This window comes from Halomonas sp. AOP7-B1-5 (genome assembly GCF_052353045.1).
Classification (GTDB): Bacteria; Pseudomonadota; Gammaproteobacteria; order Pseudomonadales; family Halomonadaceae; genus Vreelandella; species Vreelandella colorata.
The window spans coordinates 1-20087 of sequence record NZ_JBQTDC010000029.1 but is presented as its reverse complement, the minus strand read 5'-3'; the positions used below and the strand labels follow the sequence as shown (position 1 = coordinate 20087).

20 protein-coding genes are annotated in these 20087 nt (G+C 57.3%); 5 read left to right on the top strand and 15 right to left on the bottom strand.

The window, feature by feature from the left end; genetic code table 11:
• Nucleotides 1-3: 3 nt before the first annotated feature.
• From ACT3XD_RS14065 to ACT3XD_RS14045, 5 genes are all read right to left on the bottom strand, one after another.
• On the bottom strand, nucleotides 4-1419 hold the full coding sequence (locus ACT3XD_RS14065; RefSeq protein WP_318782742.1) for a TRAP transporter large permease: 1416 nt from the start codon (nucleotides 1417-1419) through the stop codon (nucleotides 4-6).
• Nucleotides 1419-1967, bottom strand: a complete 549-nt coding sequence (locus tag ACT3XD_RS14060) for a TRAP transporter small permease subunit (protein ID WP_192537489.1) — start codon at nucleotides 1965-1967, stop codon at nucleotides 1419-1421. The genes ACT3XD_RS14065 and ACT3XD_RS14060 overlap by 1 nt, the downstream gene beginning before the upstream one ends.
• A gap of 104 nt (nucleotides 1968-2071) precedes the next feature.
• Nucleotides 2072-2908: an endonuclease/exonuclease/phosphatase family protein gene (locus ACT3XD_RS14055; protein WP_192537488.1), complete on the bottom strand. Its 837-nt coding sequence runs from the start codon at nucleotides 2906-2908 to the stop codon at nucleotides 2072-2074.
• A gap of 35 nt (nucleotides 2909-2943) precedes the next feature.
• Nucleotides 2944-3576: a thiol:disulfide interchange protein DsbA/DsbL gene (locus ACT3XD_RS14050; RefSeq protein WP_192537487.1), complete on the bottom strand. Its 633-nt coding sequence runs from the start codon at nucleotides 3574-3576 to the stop codon at nucleotides 2944-2946.
• Between the two features lie 98 nt (nucleotides 3577-3674).
• Entirely contained in the window at nucleotides 3675-4292 is a 618-nt protein-coding gene (locus tag ACT3XD_RS14045) for a c-type cytochrome (RefSeq protein ID WP_192537486.1), read from the bottom strand.
• Nucleotides 4293-4639: 347 nt separating this feature from the next.
• Between ACT3XD_RS14045 and yihA the strand changes: the two genes are divergently transcribed.
• Nucleotides 4640-5293: a ribosome biogenesis GTP-binding protein YihA/YsxC gene (gene yihA / locus ACT3XD_RS14040; protein ID WP_192537485.1), complete on the top strand. Its 654-nt coding sequence runs from the start codon at nucleotides 4640-4642 to the stop codon at nucleotides 5291-5293.
• Here the strand turns inward: yihA and ACT3XD_RS14035 are convergent.
• Genes ACT3XD_RS14035 through argH form a run of 7 tightly spaced genes read right to left on the bottom strand, consistent with a single transcriptional unit; the run spans nucleotide 5282 to nucleotide 11319 of the window.
• Nucleotides 5282-6022, bottom strand: coding sequence for an HAD family hydrolase (locus tag ACT3XD_RS14035; RefSeq protein WP_192537484.1), 741 nt, complete (start codon nucleotides 6020-6022; stop codon nucleotides 5282-5284). The two genes, yihA and ACT3XD_RS14035, sit on opposite strands and share 12 nt — an antisense overlap.
• Entirely contained in the window at nucleotides 6019-6930 is a 912-nt protein-coding gene (locus tag ACT3XD_RS14030; RefSeq protein WP_192537483.1) for a tyrosine recombinase XerC, read from the bottom strand. The genes ACT3XD_RS14035 and ACT3XD_RS14030 overlap by 4 nt, the downstream gene beginning before the upstream one ends.
• On the bottom strand, nucleotides 6923-7633 hold the full coding sequence (locus tag ACT3XD_RS14025; protein ID WP_192537482.1) for a DUF484 family protein: 711 nt from the start codon (nucleotides 7631-7633) through the stop codon (nucleotides 6923-6925). The genes ACT3XD_RS14030 and ACT3XD_RS14025 overlap by 8 nt, the downstream gene beginning before the upstream one ends.
• 20 nt (nucleotides 7634-7653) lie before the next feature.
• Nucleotides 7654-8502, bottom strand: coding sequence for a diaminopimelate epimerase (gene dapF / locus ACT3XD_RS14020; protein ID WP_192537481.1), 849 nt, complete (start codon nucleotides 8500-8502; stop codon nucleotides 7654-7656).
• Complete coding sequence (gene lysA, locus ACT3XD_RS14015) at nucleotides 8502-9773, bottom strand: diaminopimelate decarboxylase (protein ID WP_192537480.1); 1272 nt, start codon at nucleotides 9771-9773, stop codon at nucleotides 8502-8504. The genes dapF and lysA overlap by 1 nt, the downstream gene beginning before the upstream one ends.
• A gap of 23 nt (nucleotides 9774-9796) precedes the next feature.
• A complete protein-coding gene (gene lptM / locus ACT3XD_RS14010) occupies nucleotides 9797-9919 on the bottom strand; it encodes an LPS translocon maturation chaperone LptM (protein ID WP_018918552.1) in 123 nt (40 codons plus the stop codon).
• The gene (gene argH / locus ACT3XD_RS14005) at nucleotides 9916-11319 is read right to left on the bottom strand and encodes an argininosuccinate lyase (protein ID WP_018918551.1); all 1404 of its coding nucleotides are present in this window, start codon (nucleotides 11317-11319) and stop codon (nucleotides 9916-9918) included. Before argH ends, lptM begins: the two co-directional genes overlap by 4 nt.
• A gap of 228 nt (nucleotides 11320-11547) precedes the next feature.
• Here argH and hemC point away from each other — a divergent pair, with 228 nt between their 5' ends.
• Genes hemC through ACT3XD_RS13985 form a run of 4 tightly spaced genes read left to right on the top strand, consistent with a single transcriptional unit; the run spans nucleotide 11548 to nucleotide 16098 of the window.
• The gene (gene hemC, locus ACT3XD_RS14000) at nucleotides 11548-12492 is read left to right on the top strand and encodes a hydroxymethylbilane synthase (RefSeq protein ID WP_193092015.1); all 945 of its coding nucleotides are present in this window, start codon (nucleotides 11548-11550) and stop codon (nucleotides 12490-12492) included.
• Nucleotides 12489-13283 (top strand): uroporphyrinogen-III synthase, encoded by a 795-nt coding sequence (locus ACT3XD_RS13995; protein WP_192537479.1) that lies wholly within the window; start codon nucleotides 12489-12491, stop codon nucleotides 13281-13283. The genes hemC and ACT3XD_RS13995 overlap by 4 nt, the downstream gene beginning before the upstream one ends.
• Nucleotides 13284-13327: 44 nt before the next feature.
• Entirely contained in the window at nucleotides 13328-14839 is a 1512-nt protein-coding gene (locus ACT3XD_RS13990; RefSeq protein ID WP_192537478.1) for a uroporphyrinogen-III C-methyltransferase, read from the top strand.
• On the top strand, nucleotides 14836-16098 hold the full coding sequence (locus tag ACT3XD_RS13985; protein ID WP_192537477.1) for a heme biosynthesis HemY N-terminal domain-containing protein: 1263 nt from the start codon (nucleotides 14836-14838) through the stop codon (nucleotides 16096-16098). Before ACT3XD_RS13990 ends, ACT3XD_RS13985 begins: the two co-directional genes overlap by 4 nt.
• A gap of 121 nt (nucleotides 16099-16219) precedes the next feature.
• Here ACT3XD_RS13985 and ACT3XD_RS13980 read toward each other — a convergent pair whose 3' ends face one another.
• The 3 genes from ACT3XD_RS13980 to ACT3XD_RS13970 are packed head-to-tail and all read right to left on the bottom strand — an operon-like array spanning nucleotide 16220 to nucleotide 20027.
• Nucleotides 16220-17536, bottom strand: a complete 1317-nt coding sequence (locus ACT3XD_RS13980; protein ID WP_226940175.1) for a c-type cytochrome — start codon at nucleotides 17534-17536, stop codon at nucleotides 16220-16222.
• A gap of 11 nt (nucleotides 17537-17547) precedes the next feature.
• The gene (locus ACT3XD_RS13975; protein WP_193092016.1) at nucleotides 17548-19320 is read right to left on the bottom strand and encodes a GMC family oxidoreductase; all 1773 of its coding nucleotides are present in this window, start codon (nucleotides 19318-19320) and stop codon (nucleotides 17548-17550) included.
• A 2-nt stretch (nucleotides 19321-19322) separates the two neighbouring features.
• Nucleotides 19323-20027 carry a gluconate 2-dehydrogenase subunit 3 family protein gene (locus ACT3XD_RS13970; RefSeq protein WP_193092017.1) on the bottom strand — a complete coding sequence of 235 codons (705 nt, stop codon included), beginning with the start codon at nucleotides 20025-20027 and terminating at the stop codon, nucleotides 19323-19325.
• Between the last annotated feature and the right edge of the window lie 60 nt (nucleotides 20028-20087).

Below are 20087 nucleotides of genomic sequence, written 5' to 3'. Positions count from 1 at the left end.
CTCCTAAATAACCGACGGAAGCCAGGTGGCGAGCCCTGGGAATAGCGCCAGCGCCAGCAGCATTGCCAGCTGCATGACGATAAACGGAATAACCCCACGGTAGATGGCCGAAGTAGGCACGCTTTGCGGAGTAACGCCGCGCAGATAGAAAAGCGCAAACCCAAACGGCGGGGTCAAAAACGACGTTTGCAGGTTAACGGCGATCATGATGCCTAGCCAGATAGGATCAAGCCCCATGGCGAGCAGCACCGGGCCGACAATTGGCACCACCACAAAGGTGATCTCGATAAAGTCGAGAATAAACCCGAGTAAGAAGATCACTAGCATCACCACAATGGTCGCGCCCAAAACGCCACCCGGCATGGAATCAAACATATGGTTGACCAGCTCTTCGCCGCCAAACGCCCGGAACACCAGCGAAAATAGCGCCGCACCAATCAGGATCAAAAACACCATGCTGGTCACCTGAGCGGTGGAACGCACCACTTCGCCCAGCATTGAAAAGCTTAACCTCCGGTTGGCCGCAGCCAGCACCAACGCACCGAATGCGCCCACTGCCGAAGCTTCCGTGGGCGTTGCAAAGCCGCCCAAGATCGAGCCCAGCACGGCTATAATCAGCAGCACGGGCGGTAAAAGCCCCTTCAACAGTAGCGGCCAGATGCTGCCGGTATGCCCAAGCTCTTCCATCAACGCTTCTCGATCCGCCGCCGGAGCCGTGCTGGGTTTTAGCCACGCCACCACAAGCAGATAGATAATATAGGCGACCACTAGCAGCAGGCCGGGCACCAGCGCGCCGATAAACAAATCGCCCACAGAGAGTGTCTTGGGGCTCCAGGTACCCATGGAGAGCTGGGCCTGCTGGTAGGCATTGTTTAGTACGTCACCCAGCAGCACCAGGGCGATGGAGGGCGGAATGATCTGGCCTAGGGTGCCCGTCGCGCAGATAGTGCCAGTCGCCAGTGACGGCGAGTAGCCGCGCTTGAGCATGGTAGGTAGCGAGAGCAGGCCCATGGTAACGACTGTGGCCCCCACAATACCGGTAGACGCCGCCAGCAGCATGCCCACCAATACCACGGCAATACCCAAGCCGCCGCGCAGGGCACCAAACGCCATGGTCATCGCGTCCAGCAGGGTTTCTGCCACCCGTGACTTCTCAAGCAGCACGCCCATCAGCACGAATAAAGGCACCGCCAGCAAGGTGTTATTCGTCATGATGCCGTAAATCCGATTAGGCATAGAGCCCATCCAGCGCGCCTCAAAGTGCACCGGCACACCCATCGACTGGAGCAGAAAGCCTAATCCGGCGAAGGCCAGCGCCGTTCCTGCCAGTGAAAGCGCCACCGGATAACCCAGCATCAAGACGCCGCATACCGTGGCAAACAGCAACAGCGGCATACCTTCCAATAGAGTCGCCAGCACTAGACCATCTCCTCATGCACAGGGGCAGAACCGGATAGCTTGCCGCGAATAATCAGTACCTGACGAATAAGCTGCGCGACCGCCTGTAACAGCAGCAGTCCCACCATGACCAGAATCAGCGTTTTAAGCAGAAACACGGCCGGAATGCCGCCATCCCCCGAGCGCTCCATAATGGCCCAGCTGGTAATCACATAGTGGAAGCTTGAAATGGCAATAAACGACATGACCGGAATCAGCAAGAACAGCGTGCCGAGCAGGTCGACCCATGCACGGCCCCGGTCTGACATCTTGCGGTAAAAGATATCCACCCGTACATGACCATCGTGGCGTAGCGTCCATCCCGCACCGAGCATAAACACAGCGGCGTGCATGTACATCACGGATTCCTGCATCACGATACTGTTGATACCGAAGATATAGCGCAGCACGACGATGGCGAACTGCACAAGCATCATGATCACAACCAGCCAGGCAATGGCCCGACCCACTCCCTCAGTCACGCAGTCGAGCCAGCGTAGCAGGCGCGGCTCATGGGCATTGACGAGCATGTTAAATGTCCTGGAAAAGAAAACGGCCCAGAATCATCGCTGATTCTGGGCCGAACGTCATCCCCCAAGCGCGCTTGTGCGACCTTTTATTACCGCTAAGCGACTTATGAAACCGAAGGCGCGGCCTGTTCAATAGCCAGCAAACAGGCCGCTGGAAGCGGTAAATCCACGGCGATAGGCAAGTGGTCGGAAAATAGATGATCCATCACCCGCACTTCCGCCGCTTCCAGAGTTTGCGAGAGCAGAATATGGTCAAGCGCACGCCGGGGCTGCCAGGAGGGGTAGCTGAGCAGCGGCTTGACCGGGTGCAACGGCAGCGAGGTGCTGAATCGCTCATGGGCATGCAACTGATCCGGAGTACAGTTGAGATCCCCCATGACGACCACATGACGAAGTGGCTCAATAATCTCGCTTAAGTAGTTAAGCTGGAGTACCCGTCCCCGGTGGCTAAGTGCCAGATGCGCAATAAAGATATGCAGCGCATCGGGGCCGTTGCCAAACCGCACATGTATCGCCCCGCGGCCAGGCAGCATACCAGGCAAGCGATGCTCTTCAATTTTGGAGGGCACCAGACGCGAAAGCAGCCCGTTACTGTGCTGGGCAATACGCCCCAAATTGCGATTCAACTGCTGAAAGTGGTGGGGAAATCCGGCTTTGGCTGCCAGATACTCTACCTGGTTAATACGGCTGGAGCGAAAGCTGCCGCCATCGGCTTCCTGAAGGCCCACCACATCAAACTGACCCAGCACATCCCCCATGATATCCAAGCGTTTTACCCGCTGAGGATTAGGCAAGAAGTGCTGCCAGCTACGAGTGAAATAGTGATGATAAGCAGACGTCTGAATACCGACCTGTAAATTAAAGGTCAGCAGGCGAAGATGCCCCCGCTCTCGCAGAGGCAATGGCCCGGCTCCCTGGTTCATCGCTGTCATATCGACCATCTGCTTATCACCTGACTCCCTGGTTTAAAAAAACCTTATTGCTCGCGCTCCGTGCGTACACGCTCGATAAGCGCTTCAGCGACTTGCGGCATGTTCTCAAGGCTACCGGCTGAGCTTGGCGTTACCACAAAGCGGCCATCAACCACCAGCGCAGGCACGCCCATCAGGCGCATTTCGCGCATGCGGCTATTGGCCTTGTTGACGTCGCTACGTACGCTAAAAGACGTTAACGCCTTTTTAGCGTCCTCTTCACTTACCCCGTAGTCGGAAAAGAACTCGGCAATCTCGTCGGAATCGGTCAGCTTGCGGCCATCCTGATGGATCGCATCAAAAAAATCAGCATGCAGGTCTTCTTCAATGCCTAACGACTCCGCCGCGTAAAAAGCCGTGGCGTGAGTGTTCCAGTTGCCGCCCATGGTCGCCGGCATATGGACTACGCTGATATCGTCTTCCAATGTGTCATACCACTCGTTGACGGGTGTTTGCAGGCGGTAGCAGTGCGGGCAGCCAAACCAGAAAACTTCGGTAACTTCGATCTGATCTTCATCGGCCTGGGTCGCGACCGGTGATTCCAGCAGCGTGTAGTCTTTGCCTTCTACCAATTCCTGAGCACTGACGGCCGCCGAAAGACTTAAACCCGTCAGGGCAACCAATAACGTTTTGATCATAGCGACAATTCTCCAAGGGTAAGCGAAAGCTGGGACTACTAATAACGCTATCAGGTTCCCCTGCTGATAGGAAACCGGATTAATTAAGTAAACAAACCTTAATGCAGACCCAAGAGATAGTTAGCCAAGGCCTGCATGTCAGCATCGCTTAGTTTTGTAGCAATATCGTGCATGCTGTCATTAGGATCGTTAGTCCTATCGCCTGAGGCAAAGGCGCGTAACGTGGCAATGGTATAGGCAGGATACTGCCCGGCAATGGCTGGATAAACGGCGCTACCGATGCCCGCCCCGGTAGGCGTATGGCACGCGCTACAGGCAGGGATACCCAGGCGGCTGTCGCCTGCGCGGTAAAGCGCTTCTCCGCGTGCCAACAGAGCCGCATCATCGGCCTTGGCATGGCCCAGGTTGGCTTGCTGCTCGGCGTAATAGGCCGCCACATCCCAGGCATCCTGATCGGAAAAATCATCCACCATGCCCATCATCTGAGGCACGATGCGCTCGCCATCACGAATATCCATGATTTGCTTGGCCAGATAGGACATTTGTTGGCCCGCCAGGTGAGGAAAGATTTCAACAGGGCTGATACCGGCTGGGCCATGGCAAGCCGCACACGTCTGGGCTTTTTGCTGACCCGCAACTGGGTCGGCCTCGGGCTGGGCATAGGCGCTTGCCGCACTACTCAAGATAGCCACTAAACCCGCCGACAATACTTTCATAAAAACCTTCATAAATACTTTCATAAAAACGTTCATCACAACCCTCATCACAACTCGCATGAGAACTAGCATACAAACTCACTAGCCTGTTGAATGATGGAGGGTTCTCGCGCCGCCTGGGTAGGCACCGTTTACCCATCCCGATTCAAGCCAAACCAACAGCATGCCGATTAGTCGCGGTTGGCTTAAGCGCGGTGGTACACTAGCGCCCCAGGCCACAGGTATCACCGCTTTGGCAGAACGCTTGACCTGCCTGACGGGGTCATTCGTCGCAGCGCAGCGTGCCGCGCCATTATACGCGTGGTTAACGCAAACTGTTTTATAGGTTCGATTTCAGGATTCATTTCATGTCCACCCCCCAAGATAGCCCCGTCGTTCGGCTGAACTACCACACCGCCAGCTTTGTCATCAGCGCGCCGACGCTGGCGACCTGCCCGGACGACACGGGTGCTGAAGTGGCGTTTGCGGGACGCTCGAACGCAGGTAAATCCAGCGCGATCAATGCGCTAACCCAGCAAAACGGCCTGGCACGTACCTCGCGCACGCCGGGTCGCACCCAGCTGATCAACTTTTTCAGCGTAATGAACAATGAATCGCTACGCTTAGTCGATTTACCCGGCTATGGCTACGCGAAAGTGCCCGAGGCCGTCAAAATCGAATGGCAAAAGCACCTGTCTGACTACCTTCGCGGGCGTTTCAGCCTGCGCGGCCTGGTGCTGTTAATGGATGTTCGCCATCCGCTGACCGAATTTGACCAAATGATGCTGAGCTATGCCGACCAACGCAATATGCCGGTGCATATTCTGCTGACCAAAGCCGACAAGCTGAAAAAAGGCCCCGCCAGCGCCGCGCTGCAAAAGGTCCGCTCGCGGCTTAAAGAGTGGGAAGACTTAGTGTCAGTGCAGCTTTTCTCGTCGCTTAAGCGTGATGGCGTCGATACGCTGTCCCAGAAACTCGACCAGTGGCTGTACACGCCCGAGGAAGACACCTCAGGCCAGTGAGCTTTCCACCCGGTCAAGCACGTCCGGCAGTTCCTTAATATGCGCAATGCGGTGCACTCTGGGCGGCAAAGGCTGGTCGGTATCACTTGAAACCCACACCGCATGCATACCCAGCTGCTGGGCAGGCAGAATGTCTTCCGACCAGGAGTCACCCACATGCATGGCGCATTCTGGCGAGACGTTAAGCTTTGAGAGTGCGGTCAGAAAAGGCGTGTGATCAGGTTTGGGGGCCAAAAGCTCGCCGGCGGCAATGGCCACCGGAAAGTAGGCCGCCAACGGCTGACGCTTGAGGTGGATATTGCCATTGGTGATAGCGGCAAGCTGGTAGCGCTCGCTTAACGCCGACAGCAACCCCGCCGCTTCTGGATGCGGTGATACCTGCACGCGCAGGCGATGAAACTCATTCATCGCCGCCGCCGCCCATAAAATAGCTGCACTACGCGGCAGGTCTTCGGCTTCCAGCTGGGCTTCCAACGCGCGCAGGCGCAGCCAGGTAAAGTCGCCGCGCCGCTCGGGCACATCCTTGGCGAACTGCTGACGGCGCTGTAAATAATCCGCGATGCCTTCTTCATAACCCAGCGGTAACGGCGCCTCATGACGCGTGGCGCGCCATATGCTCAGCGCCTCAAGCAGCCAGGCGTAGTGCCCCTCCTCCGTACGCAGCATCACCCCGTGGTTATCCCAAAGCGTATCGTCTAAATCAAACGTGATGGCTTGCAATGCGGTCATGGTTTACTTCCAGAAGGGCGACGCTTGGCGCGTGGGTGGGCGGAATCGTAACTGGTCGCCAGATGCTGCCAGTCGAGTCGGGTATATACCTGGGTGGTGGAGAGATTAGCGTGGCCTAAAAGCTCCTGAACCGCGCGCAGATCCTGACTTGATTCGAGCAGATGGCTGGCAAACGAGTGGCGCAGCCGGTGAGGATGCAGATGCTCAGGCAAGCCGCGGCTGACAGAGAGCTGGGCCAGGCGTTTCTGAATCGCCCGGTGCCCCAGCCGCGCGCCCTGCTTGCCGACAAACAGCGCCGTTTCACCTTCCGGCGCCATCGCTGCCCGGCAGCTTAGCCAGTCAGCCAAGGCATGCTGGGCACGCTGTCCCACGGGCACCTGGCGTGGCTTGCCTCCCTTACCGATTACCCGAACACGGCTGGCCTGCAGGTCATGAAGATCAAGCGCCGCAAGCTCAGCCAGGCGCAAGCCGCTGGAGTAAAAAAGCTCCAGCATCGCCTGATCGCGCACCGCCAAAGGCGAGCCATCGTGGGGGCTATCCAGAAAATGCGCGAGGGCATCGACATCGACCGGGCGCGGCAGATGGCTAGGCTGTTTGGGAGTACGCAGCAGGCCGACCGGGTTATCGGCCAAAATGCCCTGTTTAACCAGATAATCGGCAAAGCGCGACAGTGCTGCACGGCGCCGGGCAAGGCTGCGGGCTCCCAGCCCACGGCTACGCTCGGTGCCTAGAAAAGCGCGCAGTAGCGCAGTGTCCAGCGTGGCTGGGTCATCAATTTCACGCTGCTCGGCAAACCGGCACAGGGCGCGCAAATCCTGCTGATAGGCCGCCACCGTGGCCGGGCTTGCGTGACGAGCTAACCCTTCCAGGTAGCTCGTTACGGCGACCGCAATAGGCGACTCAGCCATGCTGACCCAGGCGGATCAACAAGCGTGCCACGATATCGCCCAGATACTCGGTAAACAGGGTATCCATGCTGGCGCGATAGCACTCGGGGTTAGGGCTTGCCAACAGCAGGTAGCCTAGCGGCTCCCCTGCCGAAAGGCGTGAAATAGCGCAGGAACCCGCCTTGCGCGGCGCTTTGATATGCGGCAACAAGCATTTCCAGTCGCTGACACTCAGCTTGGCACAGCGGCTGGTTTTACCGTCTAACAATGCGGCTAATCGCGCGCTGGCATGCTGGTCCAGCACATGCCGCGGCGGCTGGGGCATCGCTGGCTCATTATCGCTTAGCGTGGCCGGGCACCACAGCGCCATTGCCGGAGTATCAAAGCGCTCGCTTAACTGCGTGGCCAGGGCCTGTGCCAACGCGTCGCGGTCATCAGCCTCTACCAGCACCATCAGGGTTTCCCGCAGGCGCCGATACTGCGCCTCGTTGTGCCTCGCCGTTTCCAGCAGGTGCTCAAGGCGGTCTTCTGCGGTTTCCGCGCGTTTGCGTAAATCCAGCACCAGGCGCTCAAGCAGCGACACTGCGCCATCAATATGCGGATGGGGGACTTTAAGCTGCTGAAGCAGTCCTTCACGGCCTACAAAAAAATCGGGATGACGAGCAAGCCAAAATGCTACTTGATCTGGATCGAGCGTCTTGCGCGGTTCAGGGGCTTGAGACATCACCGTTCTCCTTGAATCAGTTAAGCGCGACCATCATTGATTAGCGCGACGCGGCCATCAAAGACGCGCGTAGCAGGCCCGACCATGACCAGAGATGCTTCCGGGTCAGGCCACTCGATGGTCAATTCGCCACCGGGTAGATGGACGCTCACCGGGCTTTTCAATAAGCCCTGACGAATACCGCTGGCAACGGCGGCACACGCGCCAGTGCCGCAGGCCAAGGTTTCGCCGCTGCCACGTTCAAATACCCGCAGACGAATCTGGTTGGGCGAAAGGACCTGCATAAAGCCCACGTTAACACGCTTGGGGAAACGGGGGTGGGCTTCTACCAACGGCCCAAGGCGTTCAACCGGGGCCTGCTCAACGCTTTCGACCTGCAGTACGGCATGCGGGTTACCCATGGATACCACGCCGACCTGCAGCGTTTCACCGGCTACGTCAAGCGCGTGCAACGGCTGGTCGCCCGGGGCTTCAAAGGGCAGTGCCGCCGGGCTGAAGCGGGGACGGCCCATGTCTACGCGTACCATGCCATCGTGCTGCACTTTCAATACCAGCGGACCACCGGCGGTTTCCACATGAATTTCATGCTTGTGGGTCAGGCGCTGGTCGCGCACAAAGCGCGCGAAGCAGCGCGCGCCGTTGCCACAATTTTCCACTTCGCTGCCGTCAGCATTGAAAATGCGGTAACGAAAATCCATTTCCGGGTCGCGCGGCGGCTCAACGATCAAAAGCTGATCAAAGCCAATCCCAAAGCGGCGATCAGCGAGCTGGCGAATCTGATCTTCACGCAGCCGGGCACGCTGGGTCACCAGGTCCACGACCATAAAGTCGTTCCCCAGGCCGTGCATTTTGGTGAAGTGTAAAAGCATCAGCGTGCTCCTTCGGGTAGCAACGCCTCGCCCGCCCAAAGGCTTTCCATGGTTTCCCGACGCCGTACCACGTGACAGGTATCGCCATCGACCATCAGCTCCGCCGGACGTGGGCGGCTGTTGTAGTTCGAGGCCATCACAAAACCGTAAGCGCCCGCCGAGCGCACCGCCAAAAGATCGCCTTCGGCAATCGCCAGTTCACGCTCTTTACCCAGGAAATCGCCGGTTTCGCACACCGGGCCAACCACATCGTAAGTGGCCGTTTGCCGGGTGTTGCGTGTATCCACCGCAACAATGGCCTGCCACGCCTGATAAAGCGCCGGGCGAATCAGGTCATTCATGGCCGCGTCGACAATTGCGAAGTTTTTGGTTTCACCGGGCTTTAAGAACTCCACGCGGGTCAGCATAACCCCTGCGTTGGCGGCAATCGAGCGGCCCGGTTCAAACAGCAGCATCAGATTCTCGCCGCCTTCCCAGCGCGACAGGCGAGCCAGAAGCTGGCTTGCGTAATCAAACGGCTGCGGGGGCTTTTCATCCCGGTAAGGCACGCCCAAGCCACCGCCTAAATCGAGATGATCAAGCTCGATGCCTTGCTCGCGCAGACGCTCCATAAGCACCAGCAGGCGCTCCAGAGCATCCAGGAACGGCGCGGTTTCGGTTAGCTGCGAGCCGATATGGCAATCAAGCCCTTTAACCTGAAGATTCGGCAGGCTGGCCGCCAGCTCATAGACCTCAAGCGCGTCGTCCACCGCGATGCCGAACTTGTTGTCCTTAAGCCCGGTGGAAATATACGGGTGGGTACCCGCATCTACATCTGGGTTCACACGCAGCGACACCGGGGCGACTTTACCCAGCTCGCCTGCCACGGCGTTCAAGCGCTCAAGCTCCGGGCGCGACTCGACGTTAAAGCACTTGATACCCACCTCAAGCGCGCGGGCCATCTCATGGGGCTGCTTGGCAACGCCGGAGAACACCACTTTTGCAGGGTCGCCGCCAGCGGTTAATACGCGCTCAAGCTCACCAGCCGAAACAATATCAAACCCGGCACCCAGTTTGGCTAATACACCCAATACGGCCAAGTTGGAGTTAGCTTTAACCGCGTAGCAAATCAGGTGCGGATGGCTGCCCAGGGCCTCGGTGTAAGCGCGAAAATGGCGCTCAAACGTGGCCTTGGAGTATACGTAACAAGGCGTACCATGCTCTTGGGCAATCTGTGAGAGCGGTACGTCTTCGGCGTAGAGTACGCCGTCGCGATAGTTAAAGTGATCCATGAACTCGTTTCTCCTGCAGCCGCTTACCCAGCCTGCTCGGCAGCACCGTTATCGGGCGAAGTATCCTCGGGCAGGTAAAGCGGTCCTTTCTGACCGCAGCCTGCGACTAATAGCGCGATGATCGCGATACATGCCAGCGTTTTCATGCCTGCCCCTGCAGTAAAGAAAGCGCTTCGCGGGCACGCTGAGCCGCGGCACGCACCTGATCCGGTGCAGTCCCGCCGATATGGTTACGCGCAGCAACCGAGCCTTCAAGCGTCAACACGTCAAAGACATCCTGCTCGATGATAGTGGAGAACTGCTGCAGCTCTTCCAGGCTCATTTCTGACAGATCCTTTTGAGTCTTCAAGCCGTAGGCAACCGACTGACCGACGATTTCATGGGCATCGCGGAAGGCAACGCCACGACGGACCAGGTAGTCGGCAAGGTCGGTCGCGGTCGAGAAACCGCGCCGCGCCGCTTCATACATGCTGTCTTTTTTCGGCTCGATGGCAGGGATCATATCCGCAAACGCCTTCAGGCAGTCACGCACCGTGTCCACCGCATCAAACAGCGGCTCTTTATCTTCCTGGTTATCCTTGTTGTAGGCCAACGGCTGCGATTTCATCAGCGTCAAAAGGCCCATCAGATGACCATATACCCGGCCCGTTTTACCGCGCACAAGCTCCGGTACATCGGGGTTTTTCTTCTGCGGCATGATGGATGAGCCGGTGCAGAAGCGGTCAGGCAGGTCAATAAAGTTGAACTGGGCGCTGGTCCACAGCACAAGCTCTTCGCTCATGCGCGACAGGTGCATCATCAGGATGCTGGCGAAACTTGTGAATTCAATCGCAAAGTCACGATCCGACACGGCGTCCAACGAGTTTTCCGCCGGGCGGTCAAAGCCTAAAAGCTCAGCGGTTACGTGGCGGTCGATCGGGTACGTAGTACCGGCAAGTGCTGCAGCACCTAGTGGCAGTACGTTGACGCGCTTACGGCAGTCAAGTAAACGCTCGTGGTCGCGGGCAAGCATTTCCTGCCAGGCCAGCAGATGATGACCAAAGGTCACCGGCTGGGCGGTTTGCAGATGGGTAAAGCCCGGCATGATAGTGTCGGCTTCGCGGTCGGCAAGCTCGATCATGCCTTCGCGCAGACGCTTCAATTCCACTTCAATGACGTCGATCTCGTCACGCATGAACAGGCGAATGTCGGTGGCGACCTGATCATTACGCGAACGCCCGGTGTGCAGCTTCTTACCGGTAATGCCGATCTTGTCGGTCAGGCGTGCTTCGATATTCATGTGCACGTCTTCAAGCGGTACCGACCAGTTAAATTCGCCGCGCTCGATTTCACCCTGAATCTCGGTCAAACCGTTAATGATCGCATCGCGCTCTTCGTCGGTAAGTACACCGACGCGGGCAAGCATGGTGGCATGGGCAATGGAGCCCTGAATATCCTGGCGCGCCAGGCGCTGGTCAAACGTCACAGACGCTGTAAAGCGCGCAACAAAGGCATCGGTGGGCTCGCTGAAGCGACCGCCCCAGGACTGATTCGTAGTTTGGCTCATCGGAGGCATATCCTGCTGACAAAACAAAAGAGTCGATTGCGGAAAGTGTAACAGAGTCATTGCCCTGAATGCTTGAGTTCAAAGGCACGGCATATTTAGCTCAATGGCGTTTCAACCATCTGGCGCTTATCTTAAATAAAGCGGCTGATTTTTACTGTGTGGCCGGGTGCTTTATGATGAGACACATCATAGCTTGACGCGCCGCGTCAGCGGCAAAGGGAGAATAACGTGTCATCCATCACCAAACTGCGTATCGCCACGCGGAAAAGCCAGCTGGCCATGTGGCAAGCCGAACACGTTCGCGACCGCCTGATGGCGGCACATGAGGGCTTGGAAGTCGAACTGGTGGCGCTTTCCACCAAAGGCGACAAGATCCTCGATACGCCCCTCTCCAAAATTGGCGGCAAGGGCCTTTTTGTCAAAGAGCTGGAAGACGCCATGTTGGACGGTCGAGCGGATATCGCCGTGCACTCCATGAAAGATGTGCCGATGCTGTTTCCCGAGGGTTTGGGGCTCTCGGTGATTCTAGAAGGCGCTGATCCCACGGATGCTTTTGTATCCAACCACTACAAAAGCGTCGATGAATTGCCCGAGGGCGCCAAGATTGGTACTGCCAGCCTGCGCCGTGGTTTACAGTTACGCGAAGTACGCCCCGACCTGGAAATTCTTAACCTACGCGGCAATGTGCAGACCCGCCTGGCCAAGCTCGACGATGGCGAATTTGACGCCATTATTTTGGCGACCTCCGGCTTAAAACGCTTGGGGCTTGATGGGCGCATCGCCCAGGCACTGCCGCCTGAAGTGTGCCTGCCTGCGTGTGGCCAAGGGGCGCTGGGCATCGAATGCCGCCTGCATGACCCTGAGCTGATTGGTCTGCTAGCCCCACTGGATGACCCAGACACGGCCACACGCGTACGCGCTGAACGCGCCATGAATACGCGCTTGGAAGGTGGTTGTCAGGTACCCATCGCGGGCTTTGCGGTACTCAATAAAGCCAATGATACGATTTGGCTGCGTGGGCTTGTCGGCAATCCCGAAGGCACTGAAGTACTGCGTGCCGAAGGCAGTGGCTCGATTCATGAACCTGAAGCGCTGGGAATACGTATTGCTGAAGACCTGCTTGACCAGGGTGCAGGCGAAATTTTAGCCGAGGTGTACGGCAACAACGTATGACACAGCCGGTTTTAATCTGCCGCCCGGGTCAACGGGGTGAGGCACTGGCCAATACGCTGCGTGCTGCGGGTGCCTATGTAGAATCGCTCGACGTACTGGCGCTTGAAGCCTTACCGGAAGACCCTGTCATGCGCAGTATCTGGCTCAATATTGATCAGTATGACAAAGTGGTAGTAATCAGCCCTTTCGCGGCCGAGTATTTAAGTGACGCATTGGACCGCTACTGGCCGCAACTGCCGGTCGGCATTGATTACTATAGTGTGGGCCATGCCACGGCTGACGTACTGTTTAACCAGCTTGGGGTCAGAGTACGTATACCTCCAGCGGGTTTTGATAACCAGCCTACTAGCAATAAGCATGCTGAAAAAAATAGCGGAGAAAACACCAGCGAGGCGCTTTTATCGCTTGCCTCGCTCAAGGATGTCGCGAACCAGCGGGTGTTGCTGGTGGCGGGTGAAGGCGGCCGCACGCTGTTGGCCGATACCCTGGCCGAGCGCGGTGCCACGATTACCCGGGTTGCCGTGTATCGGCGGGTTTTTCGAGCGCCTTCAGAAGCCATGCAGGCGCGCCTGGCAGCCGGTGATTATCGAGCGTTAATCGTCACTAGCGGCGAACTGCTTGAACATCTGGCAAAATGGTGTGATCAGACAGCGTTGAACCAACCGCTAATCGTTTCCAGTCGCCGTTTAGCTACACTGGCCGGTACACTGGGTTTTTGTGACCTCAAGGTGGCGTCGGGAGCAACGCCGGCTGCCCTGGCAGCTGCGTTAAACAGGTCCTGTCACCCTTAGGGTGCCGATGTCGATCAAGGAACTTAATTAAGGGCTAGCGACAGATGAGCAAACAACCAAACGAGCAGGAAGACGTACAAAAAACGTCCGCTGATGCGTCCAAGGACAGCGTCAAATCGGATGCTACTGCCGCGTCAGCCACTACTCCTCCACCCGCCAGCGAGGCAGCAAGTCGTCCTCCTGGTGGTGCGACAACGTCGCCAAACGAGTCACCCAGGAACGGAAATGGCCGTTCGCGTCGACGTGGCAAAGGCGGCGGCACCTCTAACGCAACGCCTGCGGCAGCATCACCGCCAGCCAAGCCAGCGTCAAGTGAGGCGTCTTCAAGTACGTCGCCTACGACTGATAAACCGGCATCGACGCTTACCGACAAACCGACTGTCACCAGTGAGCCTGCGTCCGCTAAAAAAGATACTCTGGGCAGTACATCTACGCCTCACAGCCCATCCGGCAAAGGTGGTAATGGTACACCGCCGCCAACCTCCAACAGCGGGGGCGGTAAGCGCGGAGGCAGTAAAGGCGGGCTTATCGCCCTGGTACTAGTACTAATATTGGCCGTAGCGCTTATTATGGTGGCTTGGCAGGGTTGGCAACGTCTGGATAGCCAGCAGCAGCGCATCAATGAGCTAAGCCAGCAGGCTGAAAACAGCGCCACTCAGCAAACCGTGAGCGATCTTGAATCACGCTTTGAAAGCAGTGAAAGCGAGCGCACACAAGCGCTTGAAGGCACGCTGGAAGAGCTGCGCGGTGAGCTGGACAGCTATCGCAGCGATGTTAACAGCACGCTCGACGACGTACTGAACCAGCTTTCTCAAGCCCAGGACACCGACGACCGCGACTGGCTGCACGCTGAAGCCGCCTACCTGCTACGCCTGGCTAACCAGCGCTTACAGCTTGAAGGTGATGTTGATGGCGCCGCTGCCCTGCTACGCACCGCCGATGCCCGCCTGGCGGATGCCGATAACCCGGCGTTAACCGCCGTGCGTCGTGAAATTGCCAACGAACTTGCCGAGCTGGATGGCGTGCCGCGCGTGGATCGCACCGGTATTTACCTGGCACTCAATGCTCAGCAAGAGCGAGTGGCTGGCCTGCGCCTGTCGCAAGAAGTGGAAGAGCGTGCCGTAACCTCCGGTATTGAACAGCCGCCTACCGGTACCTTCCAGCGTCAGCTGGCCCGCTTTGGCGAAGAGCTGAAAGATCTGGTGATGATTCGCCATCATGATGAGGCAATGGAAACGCTGGTTACGCCAGAGCAGGAGTCTTACCTGCGCCAAAGCCTACGATTGATTATTGAGCAGGCGCAGCTTGCACTGCTTAAAGAAGAGCAGCCGCTGTATGAAGCGAGTATCGACAAGGCGCTTGAGTTACTCAACGGCTACTACGACGTCGAGCGTGAAGCGACCCAGAGCGTTATTGCCCGCCTTCAAGAGCTGAAGCAGGCCGAGATTGAACCGGAACTGCCGGACATTAGCGCCTCTCAGCAAGCGATGACCAGCTTTATTGAAAACCGCTTTAGATCACGCCAGCAAAACGGTGAAGAGGGAGGTGATGCATGAGAAAACTCGTCCTCCTTCTGGTCGCAGGTCTGGCAGTAGGTGCCCTGCTCGGGCACCTGATGATGTCAGTCCCCGGCTACTGGCTAATCCGAGTAGGTGACACCTCGGTTCAGACCTCCTTCTGGTTTGGCCTGATCATTCTGCTCGCAGCCTTTATCGTGGTGCACTTTGCGCTGCGCCTGCTGACCGGTATTATTCGCCCGGTGGGCCGCTTTCGTACCTGGAATGGCCGCGCTCGCAATCGCCGCGCCATGAAGCGTACCGTGCGCGGCTTGGTTGCGCTAACCGAGGGCCGCTGGAAAAAAGCTGAAAAAACCCTGGTTCACGCCGCCGACGACTCCAGCACCCCGCTGGTTAACTATCTTTCAGCCGCGTTGGCCGCTCATTATCAGGGTAATCACGAAAAATCCCAGGAGCACCTGAACCAGGCGCAGCTTTCCACTGAAGGCGCCGACACTGCGATTGGCTTAATGCAGGCGCAGCTGATGATCGACCGTCAGCAACCTGAAGAAGCAATGGCGATCCTCAACCGCTTGGATAAAAAGCTCAGCGATCACCCGCAAGTATTAAAATTGCTCAAGCAGGTGCACTTGAGCGTTAACGATTGGGAAGGCTTGCGCTGGCTGCTGCCTCGTTTAGCGGCCCAAAAGCTGATTGCACCGCAAGAGCGAGAACAGCTTGAGTTCAAGGCGTACCGCGAGTTGATTACTTTTGAAGCCAAAAACCCAAGCAATATCGAGCGGGTTCGCGGGTTATGGGCAGATATGCCTGAGTACCTGCGGGGTAATACCGAGCTGATCGTGTTGTATACCGACGCGCTGGTTCAGGCTAATGAAGAAACCATTGCCGAACGCCTGCTAAATCATTCGCTGGACCATCATTGGGATGCCCGTCTAGTCAAGCGCTATGGCCTGCTTAACGTGCATGCTGCACGTCAGTTGGCAAAAGCCGAGAAGTGGCTGCAGGAGCGTCCTAACGATCCGGAGCTGCTGCTGACCTGTGGCCGCCTTTCCTTGCGTACCGGCAAGTGGGAGAAAGCCCTGGAATACTTCGAAGCCAGCCAGCGCCAGCGGCCCAACGGCGAAGTATGCGCCGAGCTTGCCCGTCTCTACGCAAGCCTGGGCGAGCACAACAAGAGCCAGCTTTACTATCGCCACAGCGTGGAAATGCTCGCCAAGTCGCTGCCCTCGCTACCCCAACCCAGCGATGCCGGTGACAGCCAGAAGCCTGACACGAAAGCGGCTAAAAAACGCGCTTAACGTGAGCCACGTAAAACGGGTGCCCTTTTGGGCACCCGTTTTTGTTTCTACCTACCGTATGGTTCTAGCTGGTCTAACCTAACCAATCAATACAGCTAGTGAATGTCGCTAATAAATATCGCTAGTCGATATAGCTAGGCGCGCTGGTAGGACGATCTTCCGGCAGCGTGTCTCGTACATCAGCCACCTGGTCAGCACTGACCTCACCGCCCTCATTACCCCAGGCCGAGCGCACGAAGTTGGCGACTTCAGCCACCTCATCATCAGAAAGCCGCCAGGCAAAATCGGGCATAGCCAGCGCTTCCGGGCGCTTCTCGGTCGAAGGCATCCGGGCACCGGATAGAATCACGCGAATGATTCCGGTGGGGTCTTCAGCATTGACCAGTGAACTGCCCACCAGTGACGGAAAGACCTGAGGCGCCCCTTTACCATTGGCAAAGTGGCAGGCGTTGCAATTATCCAGATAGAGCCGGGCACCGGTATTGCCATCCACATCGGCGTGGGTCAGCATCGTTTGGGTCTGTTCGGCGGCCCGTTCATCGCGTGGTGCCTCATCACCGTCACCCGCGGGCAGCGATTTGAGATAGCCTGCGATGGCGTAGAGATCGGCCTCTTTAAGATGCGACGTGCTGTGGGCAACCACCGGGGCCATCTCGCCGACAACGGCGCTATGATCATTTCGGCCGGTTTCCAGATAGGCGACGATATCCTCTTCGCTCCAGCGCTGAAGCGGATGGCGCTGATTACCGCTACCCCGCAAGTTCGGCGCATACCAGCCTTCCAGCGTTTCCCCTGTAAGGAAATCGCTGCCCTCGTCCTTCATGGCCTTTTCCTGGAAGAACAGTCCACGCGGCGTGTGGCAGCTGCCACAGTGGCCTAACCCTTGTACCAGGTAGGCGCCGCGGTTCAGCTCATCGCTGCGCTCGTCAGAAGGCTTAAACGGTTCAGAGGATGTGAATAACCAGTTCCAAAGCCCGATCCCCCAGCGCTGATTAAACGGAAAGCTCAGATCCGTACGCTCCGGCTGATAGGACACCGGCGCCACGCCTTCCATAAAGTAGGCATAAAGCGCATCAATATCGTCATCGGTAATTAACGAGTAGGAGGGGTACGGCATGGCTGGATAAAGCTTTTTACCGTCGTTACGTACGCCATCGCGCAGCGCCGCGGCAAACTCGTCGCGCGTATAGTTACCGATCCCGGTATCCGGGTCGGAGGTAATATTGGTCGAGAAAATCTCCCCAAAGGGGCTTTCAACCGCCAGACCGCCTGCAAAAGGTTCGCCACCCGGGGCGGTATGGCAGGCAACGCAGTCGCCCGCCCGGGAAAGGTACTCACCGCGCTCTATCTCGGCCTGGTCGAACGCCACGCCTTGTGCCGCCACGCTTAACAGACCCACGCCCGCCAGCCCCTGACGCCATTGTCGATGAATCATCATGGTCGCTCTCCTTAGGCTTGGACCAGAGGTCCGGGGTTGGGTAGATACTGCTCGCGAATTGCTTTGGCCGACCAGTAAGCCAAAGCGCCGACCAGCCCCGTGGGGTTATATTGAATATTCTGCGGAAAGGCACTGGCACCCATCACAAACACGTTGTGGACATCCCAACTCTGCAAATAGCGATTCAGCGCGCTGGCGGATGGGTCGAATCCCATAATAGCTCCACCGACGTTATGAGTTGTCTGGTAAGGGCGGACGTCATAGCGTGAATCGAAATCCTTGAACGAGAGCTTGTAGTCATCCGGGCCCAGCGCCTTGGAGAGCGTGTCGATCTTCTGCTTCATAAACTGGGTCATGCGCACGTCGTTTGCCTTCCAATCAAACGTCATACGCATAAGCGGGCGCCCATGGTCGTCGGTATAGTTGGGGTCAAGATCCAGATAGCAGTCGCGGTAAGCCATGTTGCTGCCATGGGAACCAATCGTCATGGTGTGGCCATAGGTTTCCTGCACCGCCTGCTTCCAGCCAGCGCCCCAGGTCGGCGCATCTGAGCGCAGCGGCATGTTGCGAATCGGCTGCCCGTTGGTCATCGCGGCATTGATATACGAGCCGCCAATGAAGCCTTCCTGAGCAAAATCGATCTGTTCGACGCCATAGTCATTAACAACTTCACCATTGCCACCTGCGCCAATAAAAGGATTGAACTCCTTATCCTTGAAGTAGAGCGTTGAGCCGCCGTTCATCTGATAGGCGTAGTTCTTGCCGACCACACCTTCACCGCTTACCGGGTCATAAGGCGTACCGATACCCGACACCAGCATCAAATGTACGTTGTGGAGCGAGTAAGCGCCCAACACCACCAGGTCAGCCGGCTGAAAGACCTCATTACCGTCGCCATCGATATAGGTCACGCCAGTAGCCTTTTTGCCATCGCTATCAAGCTCCACTCGGAGCACTTCGCTATTGGCCTGGTAAGAGAAATTTTCGCGCCGTTTAAGCGCACCTAGAATGCAGGTTTGGGGCGAGGACTTGGAGTAGTTTAAACAGCCATAACGTTCGCAAAAGCCGCAAAAGTTACACGGCCCAAGCTGCATGCCGTAGGGGTTGGTATACGCTTCTGAAGCGTTAGCGGCGGGCAAGGGAAAAGGGTGCAGCCCCTGTTCACGCGCCATATCAGCAAACAGCGTGTCGTTATAGGTACGTGCGAGCGGCGGCATGGGGTACTCGTTTGAGCGCCATCCCTCGAATGGGTTGCCCCCTTCCTGAATCTCACCGTTAAGGTTGCCCGCCTTGCCGGAAATACCCGCCACTTTCTCGAAGTAATCAAAAAAGGGCTCCAGCTCGTCGTAGCTCACGCCAAAATCCTGAATGGTCATTTCGTCAGGAATGATATCGGCGCCGAAATTCTCCTCGACGTAGCTTTTAAGACGCAGCTCCTGAGGCTGGGGCCGCCAGGTATGCCCGTTCCAGTGCACGCCTGCCCCGCCAACTCCGTCGCCGGGTAAAAATGAACCCAGGCTGCGATAAGGCACCGCCATATCACCCAGGCCATGACGGACCGTCAGCGTGCTTTTGGCCGGACGCTGCATCAATTTATAGCGTACGCCATAAGTCAGCTCATCAGCGATTTTCGGGTAGGCAAAGTCCGGCACGGTATCGCGGTCTTCACCGCGCTCAAGCGCCAGCACGTTCAGCCCTTCGTCTGTCAGCTCCATGCCCATGATCGAACTGGTCCAACCCAGACCAACCAGTACAACATCAACCGGTGGATTTGTTTTCGCCATGCTTATCCCCTTTCGCCGGTAAGGCTGACCGGCCCTAACGGATATTTGACATTGTGTTGGTCGACCCACTCCAGATACGCCCCACGGGCACCTGGGAAGCCGATAAATTTCCAGGCGGCCATATGCTTGTTGCCGCCATGGATGGGATCGGCAAAATAGCCTTCCTTGGTGTTTTGCAGCAAAAAGACAAAAAACTGGAGAGCACCGACGCGCTCAAAAGTGATGTCTTCCCGCTCAAGCTGCTGCAACACCGCTTCCTGAGTGGCGTTATCCAACGCGGTGAACTCCTGGCCGTATTGGCGTACGCAGTAGTCACGCGTGGCGGCAATCCCCTCCCGGTAAACCTCCCGTGGGAGCAGAGACGACTGATAGCCCATTAGCGGCGAGACATTGTCAGGAAAGGGGCCTTTCATATACCAGTCAGCGGCATGTCCAAAGCTGCCTTCCATCTGTCTATCAATAAAGATGGGCACATTGGTTTCCAAAGCACCGGGGCCAGGCCCGTCACTGGGGATCAATCGGTCACAGGCCGCGAGCATAAAACCCCATTCGTCTGCATCAAAAAAGACCGGCTGATAGTCGCTTAGTTGTTCCGGTGGTTCGCTGGCGGGAGCGGTGATTGAGACCCCGCTCCCCAGGGTGACGGCGGGAATGCTGGTTAACGCTCCCTTCATAAATCGTCGGCGCGATTCATTTTTAAGACTCACGGGCCTGCTCCTCTTTGCTTTGTTAAATCACGGTATTTTTATTGTTAGTTATCGGACTAA